The sequence below is a fragment of the Candidatus Sulfurimonas marisnigri genome (assembly GCF_015265475.1).
GTDB classification, from domain to species: Bacteria; Campylobacterota; Campylobacteria; order Campylobacterales; family Sulfurimonadaceae; genus Sulfurimonas; species Sulfurimonas marisnigri.
Window position 1 is genome coordinate 1,819,831 of record NZ_CP054493.1, and the last position, 22,767, is coordinate 1,842,597.

The 22,767-nt window shown below is 27.0% G+C and carries 23 protein-coding genes; all 23 read right to left on the minus strand.

The genetic code is table 11. The features are described 5' to 3' along the window. Nucleotides 1-17 precede the first annotated feature (17 nt). The gene (locus HUE87_RS09215; protein WP_194366042.1) at nt 18-980 is read right to left on the minus strand and encodes an MraY family glycosyltransferase; all 963 of its coding nucleotides are present in this window, start codon (nt 978-980) and stop codon (nt 18-20) included. Then, a complete protein-coding gene (locus tag HUE87_RS09220; protein ID WP_194366044.1) occupies nt 981-1,256 on the minus strand; it encodes a type II toxin-antitoxin system RelE/ParE family toxin in 276 nt (91 codons plus the stop codon). Beyond that, nucleotides 1,246-1,500 (minus strand): prevent-host-death protein, encoded by a 255-nt coding sequence (locus HUE87_RS09225; RefSeq protein WP_194366045.1) that lies wholly within the window; start codon nt 1,498-1,500, stop codon nt 1,246-1,248. Before HUE87_RS09225 ends, HUE87_RS09220 begins: the two co-directional genes overlap by 11 nt. A gap of 43 nt (nt 1,501-1,543) precedes the next feature. Further along, nucleotides 1,544-2,473, minus strand: a complete 930-nt coding sequence (locus HUE87_RS09230) for an NAD-dependent epimerase/dehydratase family protein (protein ID WP_194366047.1) — start codon at nt 2,471-2,473, stop codon at nt 1,544-1,546. Beyond that, entirely contained in the window at nt 2,470-3,681 is a 1,212-nt protein-coding gene (locus tag HUE87_RS09235; protein ID WP_194366049.1) for a glycosyltransferase family 4 protein, read from the minus strand. The genes HUE87_RS09230 and HUE87_RS09235 overlap by 4 nt, the downstream gene beginning before the upstream one ends. Before the next feature lie 6 nt (nt 3,682-3,687). Then, a complete protein-coding gene (locus HUE87_RS09240) occupies nt 3,688-4,551 on the minus strand; it encodes a dTDP-4-dehydrorhamnose reductase family protein (RefSeq protein WP_194366051.1) in 864 nt (287 codons plus the stop codon). A 2-nt stretch (nt 4,552-4,553) separates the two neighbouring features. Continuing rightward, complete coding sequence (wecB, locus tag HUE87_RS09245) at nt 4,554-5,681, minus strand: non-hydrolyzing UDP-N-acetylglucosamine 2-epimerase (RefSeq protein ID WP_194366053.1); 1,128 nt, start codon at nt 5,679-5,681, stop codon at nt 4,554-4,556. A gap of 3 nt (nt 5,682-5,684) precedes the next feature. After that, the gene (locus HUE87_RS09250; RefSeq protein WP_194366055.1) at nt 5,685-6,713 is read right to left on the minus strand and encodes a polysaccharide biosynthesis protein; all 1,029 of its coding nucleotides are present in this window, start codon (nt 6,711-6,713) and stop codon (nt 5,685-5,687) included. Beyond that, nucleotides 6,706-7,827 (minus strand): glycosyltransferase, encoded by a 1,122-nt coding sequence (locus HUE87_RS09255; RefSeq protein WP_194366057.1) that lies wholly within the window; start codon nt 7,825-7,827, stop codon nt 6,706-6,708. Before HUE87_RS09255 ends, HUE87_RS09250 begins: the two co-directional genes overlap by 8 nt. Before the next feature lies 1 nt (nt 7,828). Further along, nucleotides 7,829-8,656: an NAD-dependent epimerase/dehydratase family protein gene (locus tag HUE87_RS09260; protein ID WP_194366059.1), complete on the minus strand. Its 828-nt coding sequence runs from the start codon at nt 8,654-8,656 to the stop codon at nt 7,829-7,831. Between the two features lie 185 nt (nt 8,657-8,841). Next, entirely contained in the window at nt 8,842-10,275 is a 1,434-nt protein-coding gene (locus tag HUE87_RS09265) for a hypothetical protein (protein ID WP_194366061.1), read from the minus strand. Between the two features lie 136 nt (nt 10,276-10,411). Next, nucleotides 10,412-11,239, minus strand: a complete 828-nt coding sequence (locus HUE87_RS09270; RefSeq protein WP_194366062.1) for a glycosyltransferase family 2 protein — start codon at nt 11,237-11,239, stop codon at nt 10,412-10,414. Nucleotides 11,240-11,252: 13 nt separating this feature from the next. After that, on the minus strand, nt 11,253-12,233 hold the full coding sequence (locus HUE87_RS09275; RefSeq protein WP_194366064.1) for a WaaS/CpsH family glycosyltransferase: 981 nt from the start codon (nt 12,231-12,233) through the stop codon (nt 11,253-11,255). Continuing rightward, nucleotides 12,220-12,798 (minus strand): acyltransferase, encoded by a 579-nt coding sequence (locus HUE87_RS09280; protein WP_194366066.1) that lies wholly within the window; start codon nt 12,796-12,798, stop codon nt 12,220-12,222. Before HUE87_RS09280 ends, HUE87_RS09275 begins: the two co-directional genes overlap by 14 nt. Nucleotides 12,799-12,823: 25 nt before the next feature. Continuing rightward, entirely contained in the window at nt 12,824-13,657 is an 834-nt protein-coding gene (locus HUE87_RS09285; protein WP_194366068.1) for an FkbM family methyltransferase, read from the minus strand. 48 nt (nt 13,658-13,705) lie between these two features. After that, complete coding sequence (locus HUE87_RS09290; RefSeq protein ID WP_194366070.1) at nt 13,706-14,350, minus strand: CatB-related O-acetyltransferase; 645 nt, start codon at nt 14,348-14,350, stop codon at nt 13,706-13,708. Then, nucleotides 14,343-16,181, minus strand: coding sequence for a hypothetical protein (locus HUE87_RS09295; RefSeq protein ID WP_194366072.1), 1,839 nt, complete (start codon nt 16,179-16,181; stop codon nt 14,343-14,345). The genes HUE87_RS09290 and HUE87_RS09295 overlap by 8 nt, the downstream gene beginning before the upstream one ends. Then, nucleotides 16,178-17,197, minus strand: a complete 1,020-nt coding sequence (gene rfbB, locus HUE87_RS09300; RefSeq protein WP_194366073.1) for a dTDP-glucose 4,6-dehydratase — start codon at nt 17,195-17,197, stop codon at nt 16,178-16,180. The genes HUE87_RS09295 and rfbB overlap by 4 nt, the downstream gene beginning before the upstream one ends. Beyond that, nucleotides 17,187-17,951 (minus strand): NAD-dependent epimerase/dehydratase family protein, encoded by a 765-nt coding sequence (locus HUE87_RS09305; protein ID WP_194366075.1) that lies wholly within the window; start codon nt 17,949-17,951, stop codon nt 17,187-17,189. Before HUE87_RS09305 ends, rfbB begins: the two co-directional genes overlap by 11 nt. Then, nucleotides 17,944-18,519 (minus strand): dTDP-4-dehydrorhamnose 3,5-epimerase, encoded by a 576-nt coding sequence (gene rfbC, locus HUE87_RS09310; protein WP_194366077.1) that lies wholly within the window; start codon nt 18,517-18,519, stop codon nt 17,944-17,946. Before rfbC ends, HUE87_RS09305 begins: the two co-directional genes overlap by 8 nt. Continuing rightward, nucleotides 18,509-19,402 (minus strand): glucose-1-phosphate thymidylyltransferase RfbA, encoded by an 894-nt coding sequence (gene rfbA / locus HUE87_RS09315; protein WP_194366079.1) that lies wholly within the window; start codon nt 19,400-19,402, stop codon nt 18,509-18,511. Before rfbA ends, rfbC begins: the two co-directional genes overlap by 11 nt. Before the next feature lie 54 nt (nt 19,403-19,456). Further along, the gene (locus HUE87_RS09320) at nt 19,457-20,962 is read right to left on the minus strand and encodes a lipopolysaccharide biosynthesis protein (protein WP_194366081.1); all 1,506 of its coding nucleotides are present in this window, start codon (nt 20,960-20,962) and stop codon (nt 19,457-19,459) included. A 7-nt stretch (nt 20,963-20,969) separates the two neighbouring features. Continuing rightward, nucleotides 20,970-22,748, minus strand: a complete 1,779-nt coding sequence (locus HUE87_RS09325; RefSeq protein WP_194366083.1) for a carbamoyltransferase C-terminal domain-containing protein — start codon at nt 22,746-22,748, stop codon at nt 20,970-20,972. Nucleotides 22,749-22,767 lie beyond the last annotated feature (19 nt).

The window sequence follows — 22,767 nt, forward strand, 5'->3', positions numbered from 1 at the left end:
TACATATAACTACATACTTATTCAAAAGCTTTTTTAGTATCGATAAACCTTATGACAATGTAAAGAATAATCAACGAGAAGACAAAAGCGACAAATATGTTCGAGACAAAATAAACTAAACCAAACAACACAATATTTACCAAAACTGAAAAAATAGTAACTCTATCGTGAGCCCATCCACTTTGTGTTAATCTTTGGTATGCATGTTTTCTATGAGCTTGGCTTAACTGCTCACCATTTTTATATCTTCTAAGTAGTGTTAATGTTGCATCGAACCAAAACAGACCAAAAAGTACTATCCAAACCCACAAATTAGAACTTTCCTGATTTGCATAATAGATGGTAAATATAGCAACATTGTAACCTAGTAGTGTACTTCCAACATCCCCCATAAAAATCTTGGCCTTATGCCAGTTCCAAACTAAAAAGCCTAAAACTGCTACTATTAACACCAAAAAATGACTTCCGCCAAAAAGTAAAAATCCTGCAATTCCAAGAAACACAGCTTCACTACCGGCATACCCATCTATGCCATCTAAAAAGTTATAAAGATTTATAAACCAGATTATCATAAAAAATGCAAAAATATTTGTAAATAACTGATTCTCAATGGAAAATAAACCTAGTTCAAAACTTCCTAGTCCGCCTAAAAAGTATAGCCCTAAAAGAGCAACTAAAGTTTGTGCAACTAATCTAACCTTTGCACTAAGTTCATATAAATCATCAAGGTAACTAACAACTGATATAACAATACCAACCATTAAAGCAAAATACAAAGAGCTATTTATATCGTTTATATAATAGAGATACGATATTCCAATAAACCAAGTAACTGCTATAGCTATGCCACCGCCATGAGGAGTTGGTACAGTGTGAGAACTTCTATCGTTCACCTCTGCAACAAATGATTTTTTTATGGCATAGTTTTTTATAAAATAAGTAAGATAAAAAGATAAAAAAGATAAAAAGATATAAATCATTTAATATACCTCCTCATGAGTTCCTATATCGATTGGTATTATCTCATCATCTTCTATAATAAAGTCTATTACTACTCGATATTTCATATTTATAGACACACTGTGATACTCTTGTAGTCCACCTTTTAATTTATGTAACCTCAAAGATGGATGCCACGGGTCTAGCTCTAGTAATTTTATTGTTTTTGCATATCTATCTAGAACTTCAGGATGCTTTTTTATAAACTTTTTTAATTTTTTAAAATACTCATCAGTTCTTACAATCTTATAATTCATCCATCAGCTCTTTTATATGTTCTGATGCACTCTGAGTTTTATAATTTCCATTTTTGATATCCTGCATAGTTTTCATATATGCTATATCTAGTTCATTTTTTCTAAATTCTTTGTATCTCTCTATATCAATTACAACATATCTGTCTTTACCGCGAACATTGATTATCAACTCATCAAACTTATCTAACAAGCTTCCAAATATAGAAACGCCCTTCGTTTTCACTTCATTTGCACTTATTACCATAATAGTATCCTTAATAGTACTTTTAAAAGTATTATAACATAAGTTAAGTCACTTCTCCATTTGTCATAAACCTAATCCCATCTTCCACCGTATATAAGTTTTTAAATTCTAATATATCTTTTGTAAGTCTGTTATCTACTACTAAGCTCCCATAAAGTCTTTTATGAAAAGATGGCTTAACAAGTTTCAGCAATGTTTCAAAAAATGGAATTTTTATCAAATACACTTTTTTATCTAACTCTTTAGCAATTAACTCAATCAATTTTGTAGTACTAATGGCCTCATCATCAGAAGCTAAAAATACACCAGAACCAGTCATTCCATCCACACTCGCCATTCCATTCATACTCGCCATTCCACTCACATCCGTCATTCCAAACTTGATTTGGAATCTAACAACTGCATCTATCAAATGACAAAGATTTCCAATATAAACCATACTTCGCTTATTATCTATCCCACCAAATGGCAAAACAGAAACTTTTTGCACTAAACTAACAAGATTTTTAATATTTGCTTTAACACCATAACCATAAACTATAGGTGTTCGTATGATACTTACTTTAAAACCATCATCTTCAAGCTTTTGTAGTTCTTGCTCAGCTTTTAGCTTACTCTTTCCATACTCATCTTCAGGAGAACAAATACTGTTTTCGGTATAAGCTATATCTGTCTCTTCCCCATACACCTTAACTGTACTCATAAATATAAAATGCTTAACTCCACCCTCTTTAGCTTTTTTAGCTAACTCCAAAGTCTGAGTAACATTTACTTTTTCATACTCTTCTTTAGTTGCTCCACCCATCTGATGAACCAGAGCAGCAAGATGAATCACAACATCTACATCTTCTACATGTATAGATTTAAAATCATCATTTAAAAATGAAAATCTTGCTATTTTATAATTTGCAGCGTATTTATTTACAAAGTAGTTTCCTATAAAACCATTTGAACCTGTTAGCAATAATTTCATTTCTCTTTCCCAATTAATAAATCCAATAATGAAGAAATTATCTTTTCCTTATTGAAAACTGTATTTGTCAGTTTTCGACCATTTCTAGTAAATTCCTCTATTTCTTTAGGGTTTGCATATATGGCTTTTTCAAAAACATTTTTAATATCTTCTATATTATCAGGTTCTGTACAAAACCCCAAATTGTTATCTTTTATAATATCTGATGCTTCACCTTTTATCACTCCAAATAATGGTTTATTTGCAGCTATATATGTTTGAGTTTTAGCGGGAACCGTTAGTGAAAAAATCGGTTTGTCGATTAATGAAACAATTAAAAAATCACTCGCTTTAAAATATTTATACATCTCTTCTCTTGGTTTTCTTCCCCAGAAGAGAATATTTTTTAAACTATTATCTTTAACCAGTTTCTTTAAACTTTCTAAATGCGAGCCATCCCCTATTATGTTTATCTGAGATTTATCTATCAAATCATCTGCTAAATTGCCATAAGCTAGTAATATATTGTCAAGATTTTGCACTTTTCCTACATTTCCAGCAAAGGTAAAGTGAACTTTTTTTTCATCACTAAATACAAAAGGCTCCAACTCCTCGTTAAATTCATCAGCCCAATTTGGCAAATATCGAATTTCTTTACTATCATCCAGATATAGCTTAATCTTATTCTCAAAACCTTTAGCAGAAATTGCAAAATTTGAACTATTTCTATAAACAAATTTCACAAATCCATTCAACATAAACTCCAATAGTTTTGTTTTTTTAAACCCATAAGCATATACACTATCAGGCCAAACATCTTGTACCCATAATGTCACATTTTTTTTATAAGTTTTTTTAAGAATCACAGCTGGAACCATACAAGTTAAAGCAGCAATATCGAAGCCAAAAACGTAGTCATATTTTTTGCCGATTTTAAGACTGACAATGCTCCCTAAAATCATAAAAGTGAAATATTTCAAAAGCTTTTTATATAAGCTACTTTTGTATCCAGTCACTGCTTTTACTCTAAAAATATTTATGCCATTATATGTATCTTTAGCGTACCACTTATTTTCATACTCTTTATATATTTCACCAAAAGGATATGTTGGGTTTTGGGTAAGCACATCTACGTCATAACCTTTTTCTTTCCAGGCTATTGCTATCTCATTTATCTTAAACTCTTCTGGGTAAAAGTATTCTGTAACTATTAATATTCTTTTTTTCAATCTATCTTAACCTATTTTATATTGAGAATATAATTTATTATTTCTTATTAAATTGACCATGTCTTTTACCATCTCGTCATAGCTTGGGATAACATAGTCAATCTCTTTTCTTGTATCTATAAAGCTTTTATCAACTTCCTTGCCCTCAACTGCAATTATCTCAATATCTTTTTTTGTATATTTTTTAAATAAATTAAGCAACTCGTTTTTGTTTATCGACTTATTGTTCGTCACATGATATAGACCTGTTATATCATTTTCTATTGCCCACTTTACGGCTTTTGCAAGTTCTAGCGTAGTCACCCCTGACCAAATAGCTTTAGTAAAACCATTGATAGTTTCAGATTGATTCATAAACCAGTGAAAAAGTTCTTCTCCATCTGTTTTCAACTCTGGACCTACTACAGAAGTACGAAGCGTAAGATGCTTGTTATTTATAATCTCACCGAGCCCTTTTGTTTTTGCATAAGTATCTTTGCCATCTTTTTCATCACTCTCGATATATGGTTCTTTTTTATTTCCTGAAAAAACACAGTCAGTTGAAATATGTATTAGTTTTGCACCTATTTCATCTGCTAATCTTGTTAATCTATGAGGCATATATGAATTTATAAAAATTGCATTTTCTGGATTTTCATTTGCCCCATTAATCAGTACGCCGATACAGTTAACAATATAATTTGGTTTTATATTCTTAATGATATCAACAAAGTAATCTTCATCTCTAACATCTGCTATTATGGTGTCATATTGTAATTTTTTTCTGTATGAAATATTTAAAAGTTTATAGTCACTGTTTGATTTTAAATAATTATACACCTGATGACCAATTAGTCCGGTAGAGCCTAGTATTAGAATTTTAGTTCTCAAATTTATATCTCTTTGTGCCAAACTGTTCTGTTTACGTAATCAGTATATGATAATATTATTCTTAATATCTTTTTCGATACATTATCTGCTTCATAATCTCTTACAGGTTTTATTGTTCTTTGACTTTCACTATTATGTTTAGTAGCAACTTCAACTGCCTCTAAAACTCTAGCTTTGTTAAGCCCAGACATAATAACTGTAGTCTCATCCATGCCTTCTGGTCTTTCATGAGCTTGTCTGATAGTCACAGCAGGAAGATTCAATATTGACCCCTCTTCCGCAATTGTTCCACTATCCGAAATCACACAAAAAGCATTAAGCTGAAGATTGTTATATTCATGAAAACCATAAGGCTTAGAAAATCTAATCAGATGATTTTTCTCTTCATATCCTATCTCTTCAAGTTTTTTTCGAGTTCTTGGGTGTGTAGAAATAATAATTGGAATTTTATATTTTTTTGTCAACTCTTCAATTGAATCTAAAAGATCACTGAAATTTTTAGGAGAATCAACATTTTCTTCCCTATGGATACTCATAACTATATATTCTTTAGGATTTAAATTTTCTTTTTTTAAAATATCACTAGATAAAATTTTATCCATGTTGGCATTCAAAACCTCCATCATTGGTGAACCTGTTTTTATTACTGTTTCAGGCTTGATACCTTCTGCTATTAAATAGTCTCTTGCCTGTTCTGAAAGTGGTAAATTAATATCACTTAAATGATCTACAATCTTTCTGTTTATCTCTTCTGGCACTCTCTGGTCAAAACATCTATTGCCGGCTTCCATATGAAAGATAGGTATCTTTCTTTTTTTTGCAGGAATAACGCTTAAGCAACTATTTGTATCTCCGTATATTAAAAGAGCATCAGGCTTTACATCATCGAAAATTTTATCAGCCTTAGCAATGATATCCCCAATAGTTTCAGATGGTGTACCTTTAACTGCTTCTAAAAAATAATCTGGCTTTCTTATATCTAATTGTTCAAAGAATAGTTCATTTAACTCATAATCATAATTTTGACCAGTATGAACTATAATATGTTCTGTAAATTTATCTAGCTCTTTCATAACCTGACTTAGTTTTATGATTTCTGGTCTTGTACCTACAATTGTCATAACTTTCATTGTTTATATCTCCTCATTTATATTAAATTCTTTTAAATCTTTTTGAATTTCTCGTAAGTTCAAAAGCATTCTTCTCAATTCATTTTCATTTAATCTATTCGTATTGTGTGAATGGTAATCTACTACTTCTGTAATAATTTCACCATCTTCAAAATACTTGTTATAGTTTAAATCCCTATTATCTGCAGGTATTCTGTAATATTCACCCATGTCAACGGCATGAACCATCTCTTCTCTTGTCAAAAGTGTTTCATACAATTTTTCGCCATGTCTTGTGCCTATAATCTTTACAATATGCTCTTTCTTATTTAACATATTTTTAAGTGTATTTGCCAAAAGTTCTATAGTTGCTGCAGGTGATTTTTGTACAAATACATCTCCATTTTTTCCATTTTTAAAAGCAAACATAACCAAGTCAACCGCATCATCCAAACTCATCATAAATCTTGTCATATTTGGATCAGTGATGGTTATTTCTTCATTTTTTCTAATCTGCTCTATAAAAAGAGGTATAACGGAACCGCGACTAGCCATAACATTGCCATACCTTGTACAGCATATTGTAGTTTCAGCACCTAAATTTCTAGACTTAGCAACTGCTACTTTTTCCATCATGGCTTTACTGATTCCCATAGCATTAATTGGATAAACTGCTTTATCTGTACTGAGTACAATTACTTTGCTGACACCAGATTTAATAGAAACATTCAAAACATTCTCTGTTCCGATAACATTTGTCTGAACTGCTTGCATAGGGTAAAATTCACAAGAAGGCACTTGCTTTAAAGCAGCTGCATGAAAAATAAAGTCAACACCTTTCAATGCATCTTCCAAAGAATTAACATCTCTAACATCACCAATATAAAACTTAAGTTTATCATTGTTGTATCTCTTACGCATATCATCCTGTTTTAATTCATCACGAGAAAAAATTCTTATCTCTTTTATATCAGTATCTAAAAAATTACGAAGGACGGCATTACCAAATGAACCAGTTCCTCCTGTTATTAGTAGTATTTTATTTTTAAACATCTTGTATAACCTCTTTACATAATTTTAAATATTCTTCGGCCCTTTCTTTTGATGATGGTAATTCTTCAATAATTAACAATGCTTTTGACACCATCGCTTGATACAACTCTTTATCATAATAAATTTTTGTTATCTGATTTATAATATCATTAACGTCATATGGATTAAAATAAAGTGCACCATCTTTACATACTGAAGTTGCAAAAGAGTAATGCGATGTTAAAATTGGCTTTTTCATTACCATAGCTTCTGGATATGAAGCGGTAAAACTTTCAACTAGAGTCGGTAAGAATAACGCATCCGACATAGAATATATATATGGGCACTCTTCAAGTTTTACAGGGCCTAAGTTTATAATATATTCTTTTGATTTTTGAAACTTGCTTTCTAAAACATTTTCTGGCAATGTCAATATAAACTTAACATTAAGATTCTTTTCTTTAATGATTTTAACTAAGTCATTTATTATATCTAACTTTTTATGTGGATAATAAGCTGATATGGTAACAAACCAAAATTCATCTGCTTCTTTTTTTGGTAATAGATTTAAATCATTAATTTCTTGTTCAAATATAGAATGATACTTACTAGAGACTACTCTTATTTTTTCTTTAGGTTTATTTATAAATTTAGAAAATCTATCTTTCATATCTTCTGTTTGTACAACATACAAATCTGCATTATTTTTTAAAAGAAACTGATGGTAAGTTTTTTTTAAATTAAATTTTAACTTTTCTAAAGCACCCATATTTTGCATATATGGCAAATCACCGTACAGATACAACCCATTGGCAAACCCCATTATATGTTTTGATTTTGGCTTCCAATATGTTGGGCCAAATACAGAAAAGACACAGTCTGGTTTGATTTTCTCTTCCATTTTATTTAAAAGCTTAATTGTTTTATCAAAAACAATAAATCTGCTTGGATTATCAAAACTATAAAATTTAAAATTTTCAGGAAATTTGTTTTGTTCTATCTCTTTTCTCATCGATGGAGACAAAAAAATATGATATTCATTTTCAGTAAAACTTGTACACTCATAAATAAAAGAAATTGCAACTTGCAAAGCTCCACCGATTTTCAAGTTAGTTGTATTTATAATTATTTTCATTTTATCTTTTCAATTCTTTGAGCAGATAATCTATGACGTTTGTAAAATCATCTGTATTAACCACCTGATTTAGAAGACTAACATCAGATATTGAGGCATTAATCTCTTCTCTTTCTATATTATTTATATCTATATGTATTTGATTTTTACTTAAAACATTTAAAATATCAAAAATTCTTTTTCCACTTCCACTTGCAATATTCAAAACTTTAGGTATATTATCTCTTTTATTCAATAAATTTTTATATACTTTTACTACGTCATCTATATGAACATAATCCCTTATAGCGTTGCCATTGTTTATAATATTTAGCACTTCATTATTTAAATATGAACTTTTTATTTTACTTATTACAGAAAAGTTATCATCTCCACCATACATATTAAATATTCTAGTAATTGTATAATTGATTTTATATTCATTGCAAAACCTTTTAATCAACTCTTCATTTGCAACCTTTAATGCTCCCTGTAAGTTCATAGGCTTTACTTGATCATCTTCAGAACAAAATTTATTATTACCATAAACTGAACTGCTGCTAGTATAGATCAGGCTACTTATTATGATATTGTTATTAATTAAAAATGACAATATCCTAGATGTATTTAATATAGATTTTGTAAGGTAATCATCAAAATTTATATTTTCATTTAACGATATTGATATCTGGAAATTGTTTAGTACAATATTTACTCTACCACTTTTGCAATATTTTAAAATATAATCTAAATTATTTTCAATCTCAAATGAAGAGATCAATACACAATCATCACACTTTTCAAGTATTTTTTTTGAAAGATTACTTCTTTTTCCAACAACTAATGTCAATTACATACCTTTAAATATTTTGAATCTTCTAGAAGTATAATCCTTCGACACTGTATGGCCACTTACTCCAATTGCAATCTTACCAAAAGAAGCTACATCCAATAAAGGTAATCCAAAAGTTCCTAAATTGATTAGGAATACTACCAACATTACAACTACTACGATATTTTAACATATTTTCGTAGCTAATTCTTCGAATAAAATTTAAATCTATACCGAAAAAACAATGAATTTATATAAAGAGATACTAATAGTAATAAATTATATAATATAATCCAATCTAATCCAAAATCTTTAATCATAGAAATAAATAAAAAAAGAATGAAAAATTTATATAAATAAATATTAAATAAATTATTACTTGGTATACGATTATATACATATTTTAAAAAATAAGCCATTAAAAAAAACAACCAAACCGAATTATAACCAAATAAAACATACAACTCCCCATGAATACCCAATTGATCAGATTGATACATACTAGCAACATTTGATTTAAGTGGGTTTCCATAATCATTATACACAAACACCAAAGAGTTCGCAATTTTTGGCTGATCAAATAAATCAAAACCTGGTGTCAAAATATTATCAATGATACTTTTTCCATATGTTGATAAGTTAAATATATCAATATATTTTTCTCTATGAGCAATTATTTCAGATGAAAAATCAAAAAAACCAATTCTTCCACAAATATGAGCAATAAAATACTCAATTTTACTACCATCCATACCTAAATCCATAGAACTTGCATAAGTCAATTTATCATTAAAATTAGCAGTTGAAGATCCTGTAGCTCTATTTGTAGTAGCAAGAGAATATGAAAAGAAAAGCATTACCACAATAATTGGTGAAAATAGAAATACCATATAAACTTTTTTCTTTAAAAATTTAATATTATTATTTACCGCTAAAAGTACTGCCATTAATATTTCTATAAAAGTGACAATTCCAGATCTACTACCTGATAATATAAGAAAAAGAATTAAACTTAATATAAACAAAAAAATACATATACGCAAAAAACTAGAAATCTTTTCCTTATATGTCATAAAATATATCAAAACAAAAATAAATCCTATTTGTGGATTAAATAAGAAAAACAGAACCCCTAAAGATCCAGAAAATTTTTCTGAAAAAATATTTATAATTAAAATTAAAAACATAAAAACATAAATATATAAAGAAGGAGACTTTGTATTTATTTCTTTCCTTTTATCTAAAAAGTGTTTTTTAACTTTTATTAAAAAAAATCCAAAATAAAGAAACATATTAGAAATAATTATAAATATCATAGTAAAATTAGAATCACTTGCATCATATTCATATCTATCAAATACATGCGATTCTGGATAAAGAGAAAGTGTAAAAACACGTAAAGAGTAATAAAAAATTATAAAAAAAGTAAAAATTATCACAAAAGGATCTTTACTACCTTTTTCAATTAATAGTACAATATGTGTCTGAATTGATAATATAATTCCTAATACTAATGTCCAATGATTTATATATGGATTATTATCAACAAATGAAAAAGCATAACAAATACAAATAGAAATCAAAAAATTTATAAATGTTAAAATAGAATTTAAATCATACGTGTTTTTTATTCGCATACTATTACTTATATTTAGCTTGAATTAAAAAACCTGATTTACTTCTCTTTAAAAAAAGGAGCATTATAATCATAGGTATATTAAGATAAAGAATTAAAGAGTATATTTTTGTATATTCAGCTAGATCTATCATTCATTATCCACAGAAAAGCTTATTTATACAAAAGTTTTGTATTTTTTTCATAAATATATGTTCATTAGTATTTATATATTTGAGTAAATCAAACCTATTAGCTTCTAAAATAAATTTTAAACAATAATACATTGCCTTTGCTTCCTGTTTACCTTTAATTGATCTATCAGATATGGAATTACTTACTATTCTATATTTTAAAAAGTCATTTGGATAATAACTATAATTAATAGATTTATTATTAAACATATGAAGCCATAAATAATAGTCTTCAACTGAGATACAATTTTTTTCTTCACTAAAATTTAAAAAAATATCTTTTTTTAACATAACTGATGATAAATAAATAAAATTACCTTTCACCAATTGTTTTATATCATAATTTATATTTTTTTTTAAATATTTTTTAAAAAAAATAATTTCATTTAATATCTCGGAATTTTCATTAATAGTTATTGCACTATGACTTGAAAAATTTTTATTTTTACTTTTCATATACTCTAGTTGTTTTTCTAATTTCTGAGATGTCCATAAATCATCAGCATCCAAAAAAGCAATATATTCACCTTTTGAACTTTCAACTCCTATATTCCTAGGTCTTGATGGTCCACCAAAATTAGTTTCTAATGATATAAGTTTAATTCTTTTATCGCTTTTTTCAAAACCACTGACTATATATTTACTTTTATCAGTAGAACAATCATCAACTATAATCATCTCCCAATTTTCATATGTCTGATTTATCACACTTTGTATAGTTTCAGATATGTATTTTTCTGCATTATAAAGAGGTAATATTATAGATATTAAAATATTTTTGTTTGTTTGCACTAAATAATTCCTTTTAAGTATTCAAAATTTTTTTTATCCAATTGTTTATATGCAGATTTTTATACTTACCTCTATCATACAATTCCATTTTTAAAAATTCAGTATCTATATGTAAATCATCTCTATCTAAAACATATACATAACTCTTGTCATATAATTCACTATTAACTATTTCTTTATTGGTTGTTAATAATTTTTTATTTGCACCTAATGCCTCTACCGTTCTAATTGTTAAGCCAGTTTGATTTGTCATTTCAATATCTAAAACAGATCTTGATTTACTATAAACATCAACCATTTCTTTTAAAGAAACTGTGTGTGTTTTTAAAAAAAATAAATCTCTTTTAGAAAGCTCTCCTTTAATCCATAATTTAAATTTATATATTTTACCCGTATAAAGATGATGCTTAAATTTTAAGTTGTTTTTTTCACATATTTGATTTATTTTTTTGATAATTTTCAATCTATCACTGTGATAAGTTCCATAAAACACAATATCATATTTTTTTTCACTTGATATATTAGCTAACTTTTCATACTCGTCAGTATAAAAAAGTGGCAAATATTCTATACCTATGTTTTTTGCATCTTTCTTATCAAAAGTTAAAACTTTATCAAAATATTTAATTTTAGACAGATAATCATTATGAATTAAAGAGTCCCATTGATACATAATAAAAGTAGTTGATTTTAATTTCTTTCGTAAAGCTTTCAAAAAAACTTCATTTATCAGTTCACCCCTAACTAAAAAAAAAATATCATACTCGTTTTCCTTTACTTCACTTAAAATATATTTAAAGTACAAGGTATCTAAACTTTTATTTAAAGGGCTGAATGTTTTATGTCTTATATTTGTAAACAGTTTATTGTTTATAACTTCTGGAAAGTATTTAACATCTGCTCCTAATTCTTTGATAGAATTTATAATTTTCCCATGGTAATGTCTAAAATATGGAGCGATTAATAATACTTTCTTATTTTCAAATATTTGCATAAGCTGAATCCCACTTTTGTGTATGAATATTGTATTTTTTAATTACAACAGCTGGATTCCCAACAGCTATCGAATAATCTGGAATATTTTTAGTAACAACTGAATTAGCACCAATAATACAATGTTTACCAATTTTTACACCAATTACTGAAACATTTTCCCCTATCCAGCTGTTCTCACCTATTTCTACATCTGCTTTATATAAAATAGGTTGTTTCATAATTGGTAAGTTTATATCTTTATATTCATGTATATTATCAGATATATACACTTTATCTGCTATCAAAACATTACTTCTAATTACAACTTTTCTAAGTGATACTATGTGAGAAAATCTTCCAATAACTGTTCCATCTTCAATGATTAAAGATGGCTCAATACCATCTTGCTTAAAAGCAAGAATCCATGCCATACTTTGAAAAACCACATTGTTGCCGATACTAATATATTTATACCCTTGTATAATATCTGGCTTTATAAAAACTGCACTTTTAGAAAATTTTTTAAATTTTTTAAAATTTAAAAAATAAAACAATCTTTTTCTAAATGCTTGTATAAGAGTCATAACATAATTCACAATAAATCTGAATCTACTTTCTATATGCGTATATAATTATATCTTGAAAATGTTCAACTTCAATATCATTATAAAAATTCCCTTGAATATGATATCCAAATTTATTACTTTCTAGAAGTTTCAACATCTTAGAAAAATCATCAACACCTTTTATTATATGATGATGATATTCTATTACCATTTTTTTTATGTATTTTATTTTTCCAGAATTACAAAGTTCAGTGATTACACTCATTTCAGCACCTTCTATATCCATCTTTAAAAAATCCACTTCTTTATCTATATAACTAGACAATAATTCAGATTTTACACTTCTTTTTTGTTTTGGTAACCTTTCTTGCACTGAACTCATCAGTAATGAACCAACATCATCTTCATCATAAAAAAAATCAATAAAGCCTTCTTTATCAGAAAGAGCCACTTCGTATGCTGCTACATTATCTAAGTTGTTATTTTCAATATTTTTTAAGAGACAAGCATATGTTTCCTTACCTGGTTCAAAAGCAATTATCTTTGATTCAGGATATATTGTTTTAAAATACAATATAGACATTCCTATATTACTACCACAATCAATTATATATGGCTGTTTATTATCAGCAGTAAAATAATACTCGTTACTTAAAAATATTTCTTTATAAAGATATTTAAATAAATCAAAATCTAAAAAAGACACTTTATAATCCATGATGATTGCTGTGCTACTCTCTTTGTTATAATAATTAAAGAAAAAAACTTTTATCCATGTAGAAAAAAAACTATTTTTAAGTTTTTTTTCTACATTAATCCTTCTAAGTTCTACTATTATCCTTAGTAAATTATAAAACTTACCTACTATATTTTTCATACTATACCCTCTAAACTTTTTAAAGTAATATTATACTATATATTACTTTCATTTTATTTCGTTAAGCATCAAATTTGGATTACTGAAGTATTCAGATAAGCCTATGATTTTTTCATCACTTAACTCCCACCATTTTGACAAATAAAGCTCATTCCTAAGTTTCTCATCAAATCTATACTTTAAATGTTTTGCTGGTACTCCACCAACTATACTGTATGGCTCTACATCTTTAACAACAACTGCTCCTGCAGCGATAACAGCGCCCACACCAATTGTTACACCAGATTTTATCATAGCTCCTTGCCCTATCCAGACATCTGATTCAATATTTGTAATGTTATGCTTACTATCATATAATATTTCTTTTGTAAAAAAACAAGGTAAAGGCTGAGTATAATCATAAAAGATAGGACTTGTACTTATCATACTCATAGGATGATTTGCCAACCCTATACTTACATTACTTGCAATACTGCAAAATTTTCCGATATTTGAAAATAAAATATTGGAATTAGATTGAATGTAAGTATAATCTGATACTGTACTGTGTAATAAATTTACACCAGAAAACAAAACAGTATTTTTACCAATAAAACTTTTTTTATCAACTGTTACATCAAAATATATTTTACTTGTAGAAAATTTTTTTACTAATTTATAATAGTTAAACCTTTCTTTTAAAAATTTAAGCATTAAGACCATCTATATTTAATAATTTATATATAAATTGTAAATTTCTATCTAAATTTTTTCCATCCAAAGGTCCTATATACTTCTCCATATTAGTTCTATCTAAAAATGCGTCATATCTTTTATTTTTATTTTGAAAATCATCAAAAGCTTCTATAAAATCTTCAACTGTTGAAACTGTTACAAGTTCAGAATTATTATCAAATGGAGGCATCATAATTTCATTATCCTTTTTATAATATATAACGGGTATTCCTAAACAAGAAGCTTCAAAAAGTGTTTGAGAGTATATGGATACATAAAAATCTGTTTTTTTCAATACAGTTTTCATTGGAGTATTTTCTATAACAGTAATATTTAACTCTGAAAAATACTTTTTGACAAAACTATCATACTGCTTTTTATATCCATTTGAACGAACTTTTATATTTATTTTAAACAAAACATTTTTATTCATACTCTTTTTCAATGCAAAAAGAACATCATATAAAAAATCAAATTCAACCGCTACATAAGAATTTAAATCAACAGGATTATATCCTGATGTACCAATAGTTATAACAGGCATCACTCTATTTATCTTATTTTGATTTTCACATGCATAATCATCCATTCTTGGATCACCTAAAGTAACAATATTTTCCATGTTTTTAAAATAATTTTCTTTTATACTTACTGAGTATGAGTTTATAATGGTTGCATATTTAGCTTCATCTGAGTACTCAGGACCTAATAATCCATTAATTATTAAATAACTAGGAATATTCTTAGATTTGCAGACTAAATCAAATAAAGTTGCAGTATGACCTATATTTGCAATAAGAACAACTAAGTCGACTTTATTTTTATCTGTATATCTTATACAGTTATTTAAGGTTCTTAAGAAATGTGATAATCTTGGAGCAATTCGATTAATTATAATTTTATAAACTAACTCACTTATATCTGAGCCATCTTCCAAAATTAATTTATGGTATTTTTCTTCATAAAATTTACCAATAAGACTATTGGCAAAATTATCATATTCCTCAATCTTTCCAAATATCGGAATCGTACGTTCTTTAAACTTAGAAGAAAGATTTGTTTTTTGTGAGAAATTTTCTAAAAGTACTCTTTTATCACTACTATTTCTTATTTTTTTTATTATTTTTTTTGTTGGATGATGTTCTTGTATAAATATATTTTTTTTCTTTGTTAATAATTTATCGATATTTATAATTACAGAACTATATATTGAGGAACACAAACTTTTATATTTTCTTAAAAATCCTCTTAAGCCTTCGGCTCGAACCTTTTCATTCATCCACTGTTCAATAGGAAAATAAAAACTAATATCTTCATTTTCCTTACAAATATATTTTGAAAATTTTAGTTTATGGACAACTAATATTTCCTCAATAGATTTGTTGTTTGAAAATAAATAAAGATTTTTATGATTAATTTTAGAAATAGATTGTAAATTTATATATAAACGTATATAAAAAGTAAAATCATTCCAAAACTCTTGTCTAAAAGAGAAACCAAAAGGGATTCCCTTATATGTAAAAATATCTTCATTGTTTTTATTATAATGCCAGTTGGTAAAGAATTTATAAATTAAAAAATTATTATTTTGCATTATTGTATTATCAATTAGATGATCAATATAAAAAGATTCACCACCCAAAGAGTTTATATAGTCTTTTAATTCAAAATCAAAAGTAAGCACTAAATCTTTTTTTAAATCATAGTCAATTGCATTTTTATTCCATAATGAAAAAGAGTCTACAATAAAAATATTTATATATTCTTTATTTAAATTTTTAGATACAAATAATTTTTCTGAATTTTTCATATATAATATTTTCCTAAATACCATTCAGTAGTCTTAACAATTCCACTATCAAAATTTTCATCTGCTTTCCAACCAAGTTCAGTTTCTAACTTTGTTGCATCTATTGCATATCTTCTATCATGTCCTGCTCTATCTTCTACAAATGTAATTAAATCTTTATAAGATTTTTCTTGTGGTACTTTTTTATCCAGTATAGAACAAATAGCATCTACTATTTGCAAGTTTGTTCTTTCATTTCTTCCACCAATATTATATGTCTCACCAGAGTTTCCAGAATGATACACTAAGTCAACACCTTTACAATGATCAAGTACATATAACCAATCTCTAATATTCTCACCATCACCATAGATTGGAATTGATTCATTATTTAGAGCTTTTCTTATAATTGTAGGTATAAGTTTTTCATCATGTTGTTTTGGGCCATAATTATTTGAACAGTTTGTAATTACAGTATTTAAGCCAAATGTTTCATTATATGCTCTTATAATCATATCACTACTAGCTTTACTAGCTGAATATGGTGAGTTTGGTGCATAAGGTGTAGTTTCAGTAAACAGATCTGTTTCATTTAATGTTCCATATACTTCATCAGTTGAGATATGATGGAATCTACAATCTTGATAATCAGATTTATATTCAAATGGTTTATTCATCCAGTAGTTTTTTGCTACATCAACTAATATATATGTTCCATTTACATTAGTTTCTATAAATAGACCTGGATTTTTGATAGAGTTATCTACATGTGATTCTGCTGCAAAATGTATAACACCCTTAATATCATATTCATTAAATATAAATTCTACTAACTCTCTATTACAAATATCACCTTTGATAAATTTATATCTAGGGTTATTTTCACATTCTTTTAGATTTTCTAAATCACCTGCATAAGTTAGTAAGTCTAAATTTATTAAATTATAATCATGGTATTTATCTAAGAAGTATGGTACAAAGGTTGATCCTATAAATCCTGCTGTTCCTGTTAGTAGTATATTTTTATTATTTTTCATCTAAACTCCTATAATAATCTTTATAAGTTTGGAATAATTTTTGTTTAAAACTGTTGTTTTCAACTTCATAATTATTCATTAATACGTTTTGTTTGAATTCACTAATAAAATCAACAACTTCACCTAATGTTGTTTCAAACATTTGTTTTGGCTCTAAATATAGTTTTAGTTTTTTTTGATTATTTAAACTATATAAAAAATCTTCTATTATATCTTGTACATATGCATAACATATCTTAATATTTCTATCGTAGACAACTATTTCTTTATCAGTAATACTATTATAAATCCATGTACTTATTACTGAATTATAATTTATTTTACATCCTTCTCCAAACACGTGAGGAAGTCTATAAATAAAAGAATTTATATTATACTTAATAGAATATTCTTCTACTAATAATTCTGAATCTCTTTTTGTTTTCCCATATTCATTTTTTAATAAAACAGCATGAATTGTTGATGCCAATAAAATAGGTACTCTTATTTTATTTTTTTTCAATATTTCGATCATTTCTTTTGTTAAAGAAACGTTAGATTTTTTAAAATTTTTATCACTACTATCAGGTCTTACTTCTCCTGCGAGATGAAATATAAAGTCACTTTTAATTAATAATTTTTCTAATACCTCAGAACTATCTCCTCTATTATATTCTAATATATGAATTCCACTAATTTTATTTAATTTCTTTAATTTCTTTAATAAGTTTTTACCGATAAAACCTTTTGAACCCGTTACTAAAATATTAAACATAATAATTTTCTCCAAATTCAAATAAGTCATTTATTTGTGATAATTTTGGTTGTTTTGTATCTTTAGGAGATAAGTTTAATTCACTATATTCAATTTGCCAATTAATATTTAAATCTTTATCATCAAATGCTATTCCTCTATCACATTGGGGAGAATAGTAGTTGTCTACTTTGTATGCAAATGTAGTATTATCTTCAAGTACTACAAAGCCATGTGCAAAACCTCGTGGAACTAATAATTGTCTTTTATTTTCACCACTTAATTCAACAGCTACATGTTGTCCAAATGTAGGTGAGTTTTTTCGTATATCTACTGCAACATCTAAAACTTTTCCAGCAATAACACGAACTAATTTTGTTTGAGCATATGGAGCTAATTGGTAGTGTAAACCTCTTAAAACTCCTTTTGAGCTTTTTGATTCATTATCCTGACAAAATTTTATTTTATAACCCAAAAAAAAATCTAATTTATCTTGGCGAAAAGTTTCTACAAAATAACCTCTTTCATCACCATGAATAGTTGGTTCCAAAATTATTACATCGGTGATAGATGTTCTTTTAAATATCATAAATCTTACCTTGATTTGCTCTAGCAATTAGATATTGTCCATACTGATTCTTTTTTAGTGGTTCAGCAAGCATTAGCAACTGTTCTTTAGAGATATAATTCATTTCGTAGGCTATCTCTTCTAAGCATGCAACTTTTAAACTTTGTCTATTTTCAATTGTCTGAATAAAACTACTAGCTTCAAGTAAACTCTCATGAGTTCCAGTATCAAGCCAAGCATACCCTCTACCCATTAATTCAACTTTTAATCTATTTTCATTAAGATAGTCTTGATTTAATGTAGTAATCTCAAGTTCACCTCTTTTACTTGGTTTTACTTTTTTTGCTTTTTTTATTACATCATTTGGATAAAAGTACAACCCTACTACTGCATAATTTGATTTAGCTTTATTTGGTTTTTCTTCCAAAGAAGTAACAGTGCCATCTTTATCAAACTCAGCTACACCATATCTTTCAGGATCTTTAACATAATATCCAAAGACAGTTGCTTTATTTTGTTCTTTTACATTTTCAACACTTTGCTTTAAAAGTTTAGTAAGTCCATGACCATAAAATATGTTGTCACCTAATACCAAGCACACATCATCGTTTCCAATAAATTTTTCACCCAAAATAAATGCTTGAGCTAATCCATCTGGGCTTGGTTGAACTATATATTCAAATTTCATACCTAAATCACTTCCATCACCTAAAAGCTCTTCAAATCTTGGTAAATCAGTTGGAGTTGAAATAATAAGTACTTCTGTGATTCCTGCTAACATAAGTACTGATAATGGATAATATACCATTGGTTTATCATAGATAGGAATTAATTGTTTACTTACACCTTTTGTTATAGGATAAAGTCTTGTTCCACTTCCTCCGGCTAGTATTATTCCTTTCATTTTCTTTCCTTTTTAAAATTATATTATTGTACTAAATAATCACTAAGTGATTTATTATTTCGATTTCTTTAGCTTCTGTTTTATACTATAGACAAATGTCATTATTTCTTTTTTATTACTAGAAAAGATAAAAGGAAAGAAAAGCACTGTAATAAAAACAAACATAGTATATAAAGTTCCCTGAAATAAAAAGTTACCTAATATACTTTCTTCAAATAAAACTATCTGTGCACTAAAATAAGCAAGTACAATAAAAAATAATATTGATATTATTTGATGAAAAATAAATGGCGACAATTTTATTTTTAAAAATTTTACATTAAAATATAATTGTATATTTACTGAAATAATTTGAATTATAACCATTTTACAAGCAAAACCAACTGCACCCAATTCTAATAAATAGATAAAAATATATGTTAGAATTAATCCTAATAAGGAGGATATAAGCCCAATATTTCTATATATCTTTGTCTCTTCTAGTGCAAAAAACAATGACCCACTAAGTTGACCATATGTTTGGTGTATAGGATAAAAAGCCATTATCATCAATACAAATAAAGCATCTTTAAATTTTTCATCAGTAAAGATATGCAAAAGGTTTTCAGCTTGAAATGCAATAAATATACTAAAATAAGCAGAAATTGCATAAAGCATAGGTATATATTTTTGAAATAACTCTTTTACATGTTCCATGTCATTTTGTGCATACGATTTAGAAAATTCTCTGCTTATAATGGGTGTCATTGCACTAGTGAATAAAAAACACATAGCAGCTATGGAATATGCTAATCCATAAAACCCCGTTTGAATTGAACCACTTACCTTCTGCAATAACCATATATCAAACAAACTAATAGCAATAGCTATAACATTAAACATAAATAATGGTGAACTAAAAGCAAAGAATTCTTTAACTAATATAAAATATTTTATTTTAAAATCAAGTATTTGTTTTGAAAATATTGATTTTTTAATAAATAAAATAGTTATAATCATCAAAAATGACACTAACGCAATAAAATGAAAATAAAAGTATATATTTAGATCAAATGGTAAAAAGTTCACCATATATAGAAGTAAAACTAGTGTTATTATTTTATGCATAATTTTTATTAGTTCTACAGACACAGTAAGAGCATAAGCATCTGAAATTTTTATATATACTTGAGTAACCCAAGTGAAAAAACCAAATAAAGCACCATAAAATACATATTCATTAGGTATCTCAGGTAATAAAAATGCAATATAATCAAAATATCTCAACAAATAAACTATCAAAAATAAAGTAAATAATAGAACTAAAGTGAAAATAAAGTAAAAAGTTATCAGTTCTTTACGACTAGATTTTGCCGATAACTTAGTAAAAAAAGCTGTTGATGTTCCAGCATCTAAAAATGCTATAAATTGCGAAAAAAATTGCTGTAGATAACTAAACTGCCCAAAGGCTATAGGACCTAATGCTTTTGGGACAATCGCTACCAACACTATATTTATTATTCCATTTACAATATTAGATAACAATTTAATAAGATATCTTTTTTTTAGGCTGTCTTGCATACAAATATTAAACTTTAGAAATCAAAATTTTATCAAGAATTAAATATTTTAATCCTGAATTTTCAAATACATGAATAGCATCTGACACATCGTTTACAACAGGCAGTCCATGTAAGTTGTAACTAGTATTTAATAATGATCCAATACCTGTAATTTCTGAAAACTTTTCTATTAGATCATAATAGTCACTATTTTGCTTTTTAGTTAATATCTGAGGTCTTATAGTTTCATCATATGGATGAGTTCCCGCTTTAATATCTTTTAAAAATTCTTTTTTAGTATCCATTGCTATCGCCATATATATCGAATCAAATTTTTTTGGATTAACTAAATATTTTTCAGCATATGTATCCAATACTGTTGCTGCGAATGGCATCCAAAAGTCTCTTCCTTTTATTAACTCATTTATGTGTTGAATAATAGATGGATTAGATGGATTGGCTAAAATACTTCTGTTTCCTAATGCTCTTGAACCAAATTCCATCTTTCCTGAAACTCTAGCAACAACTTCACCTTTAGCTAAAAGTTCAGCAATCTCTGTGTTTATTACTTGCGAAATTTTATATTTTTTATCTAGATTATTTTCTTTAATATATGCTTGAACTTCTTCTTTTGAATTTTCTGTTCCTAAGTATAAATTGTTTAATGGCTTGTTTTTAACATCATGTTCATAATTTGCAAAATAACATGCCCCTATACTTTCGGATTCATCAGAAGATGACCCTGCTACAAATAAATCACTAACACATTCTAAGTCTCCAATAGCTTTATTTGCTTTTACATTCATAGCCACACCACCACTAAATACAAAATTAGAAAATCCAATCTCTTTTTGTGCTTTAGAAAATAGTTCTAGTAACATATTCTCAGTATATTTTTGTATTCCACCAGCAATATTATCAAATCTAAAATATTTTAACTTTTCATTTAAAAACTCATATAAATTCGCAGGTCTAGTTTTGTGTACTATCTTTAATCCATCAAACTCTAATAATTCTTCAAATACTTTTACCACTTCATCAGAGTACTTATCTTTTGCATATGGGGCCAAGCCCATTACTTTAAATTCATGCTCCAATGGTTTCATTCTTAAATACAAAGTAACCATTCTATAAAGTCTTCCTATTTCACATTGACTACTATCGGTAATTAGTTCAAACTTATCATTTTCAATTTTCCAAACAGTCTGGTTTCTACCATCACCATAGGCATCAACTGTAATAGCGATTGTTTTATCTTTTTTATTTGGATTTGCAAAGTAACCATACATAGCATGACAAGTATGATGATCATAAAATTTTATTTTTGCTTTGTCAAGATTCATAAAATTAGCAACACTAGTTACAACAACTTCTTGAACTTTAACTAGTAATTCATCATGATGCAAATTATAAAAATCTAATGGAATTTCATAAAAATTCTTTTCATTACTAAACTTAGCTTCAAATATTTGTTTTGCATAATCTTTTGAATATTCTTGTCCAGATAATTTTGGCTTCCAATAATCATTCATCATATCTATATAATCATCTATTCCAAAAACAGCATCTATCGGATACTGAATATTATTAATATCAGTTCTATCAGTTGTCGCCATTGCAACAACATCGATCTTTGAATTATCTAAATGATACTTTTCCATTATATAAGTAATTGCTTTTGATGGAAAACCAGTCTCATTTTTTCTTTTTGTAAAACGTTCTTCTTGCACTGCACAAACTATTTCTCCATCAATCGATAAAGATGCTGATGAATTGTGTCCATCATAAATACCTATAATTGTCATTCTATTTTCCTTGTCTTTT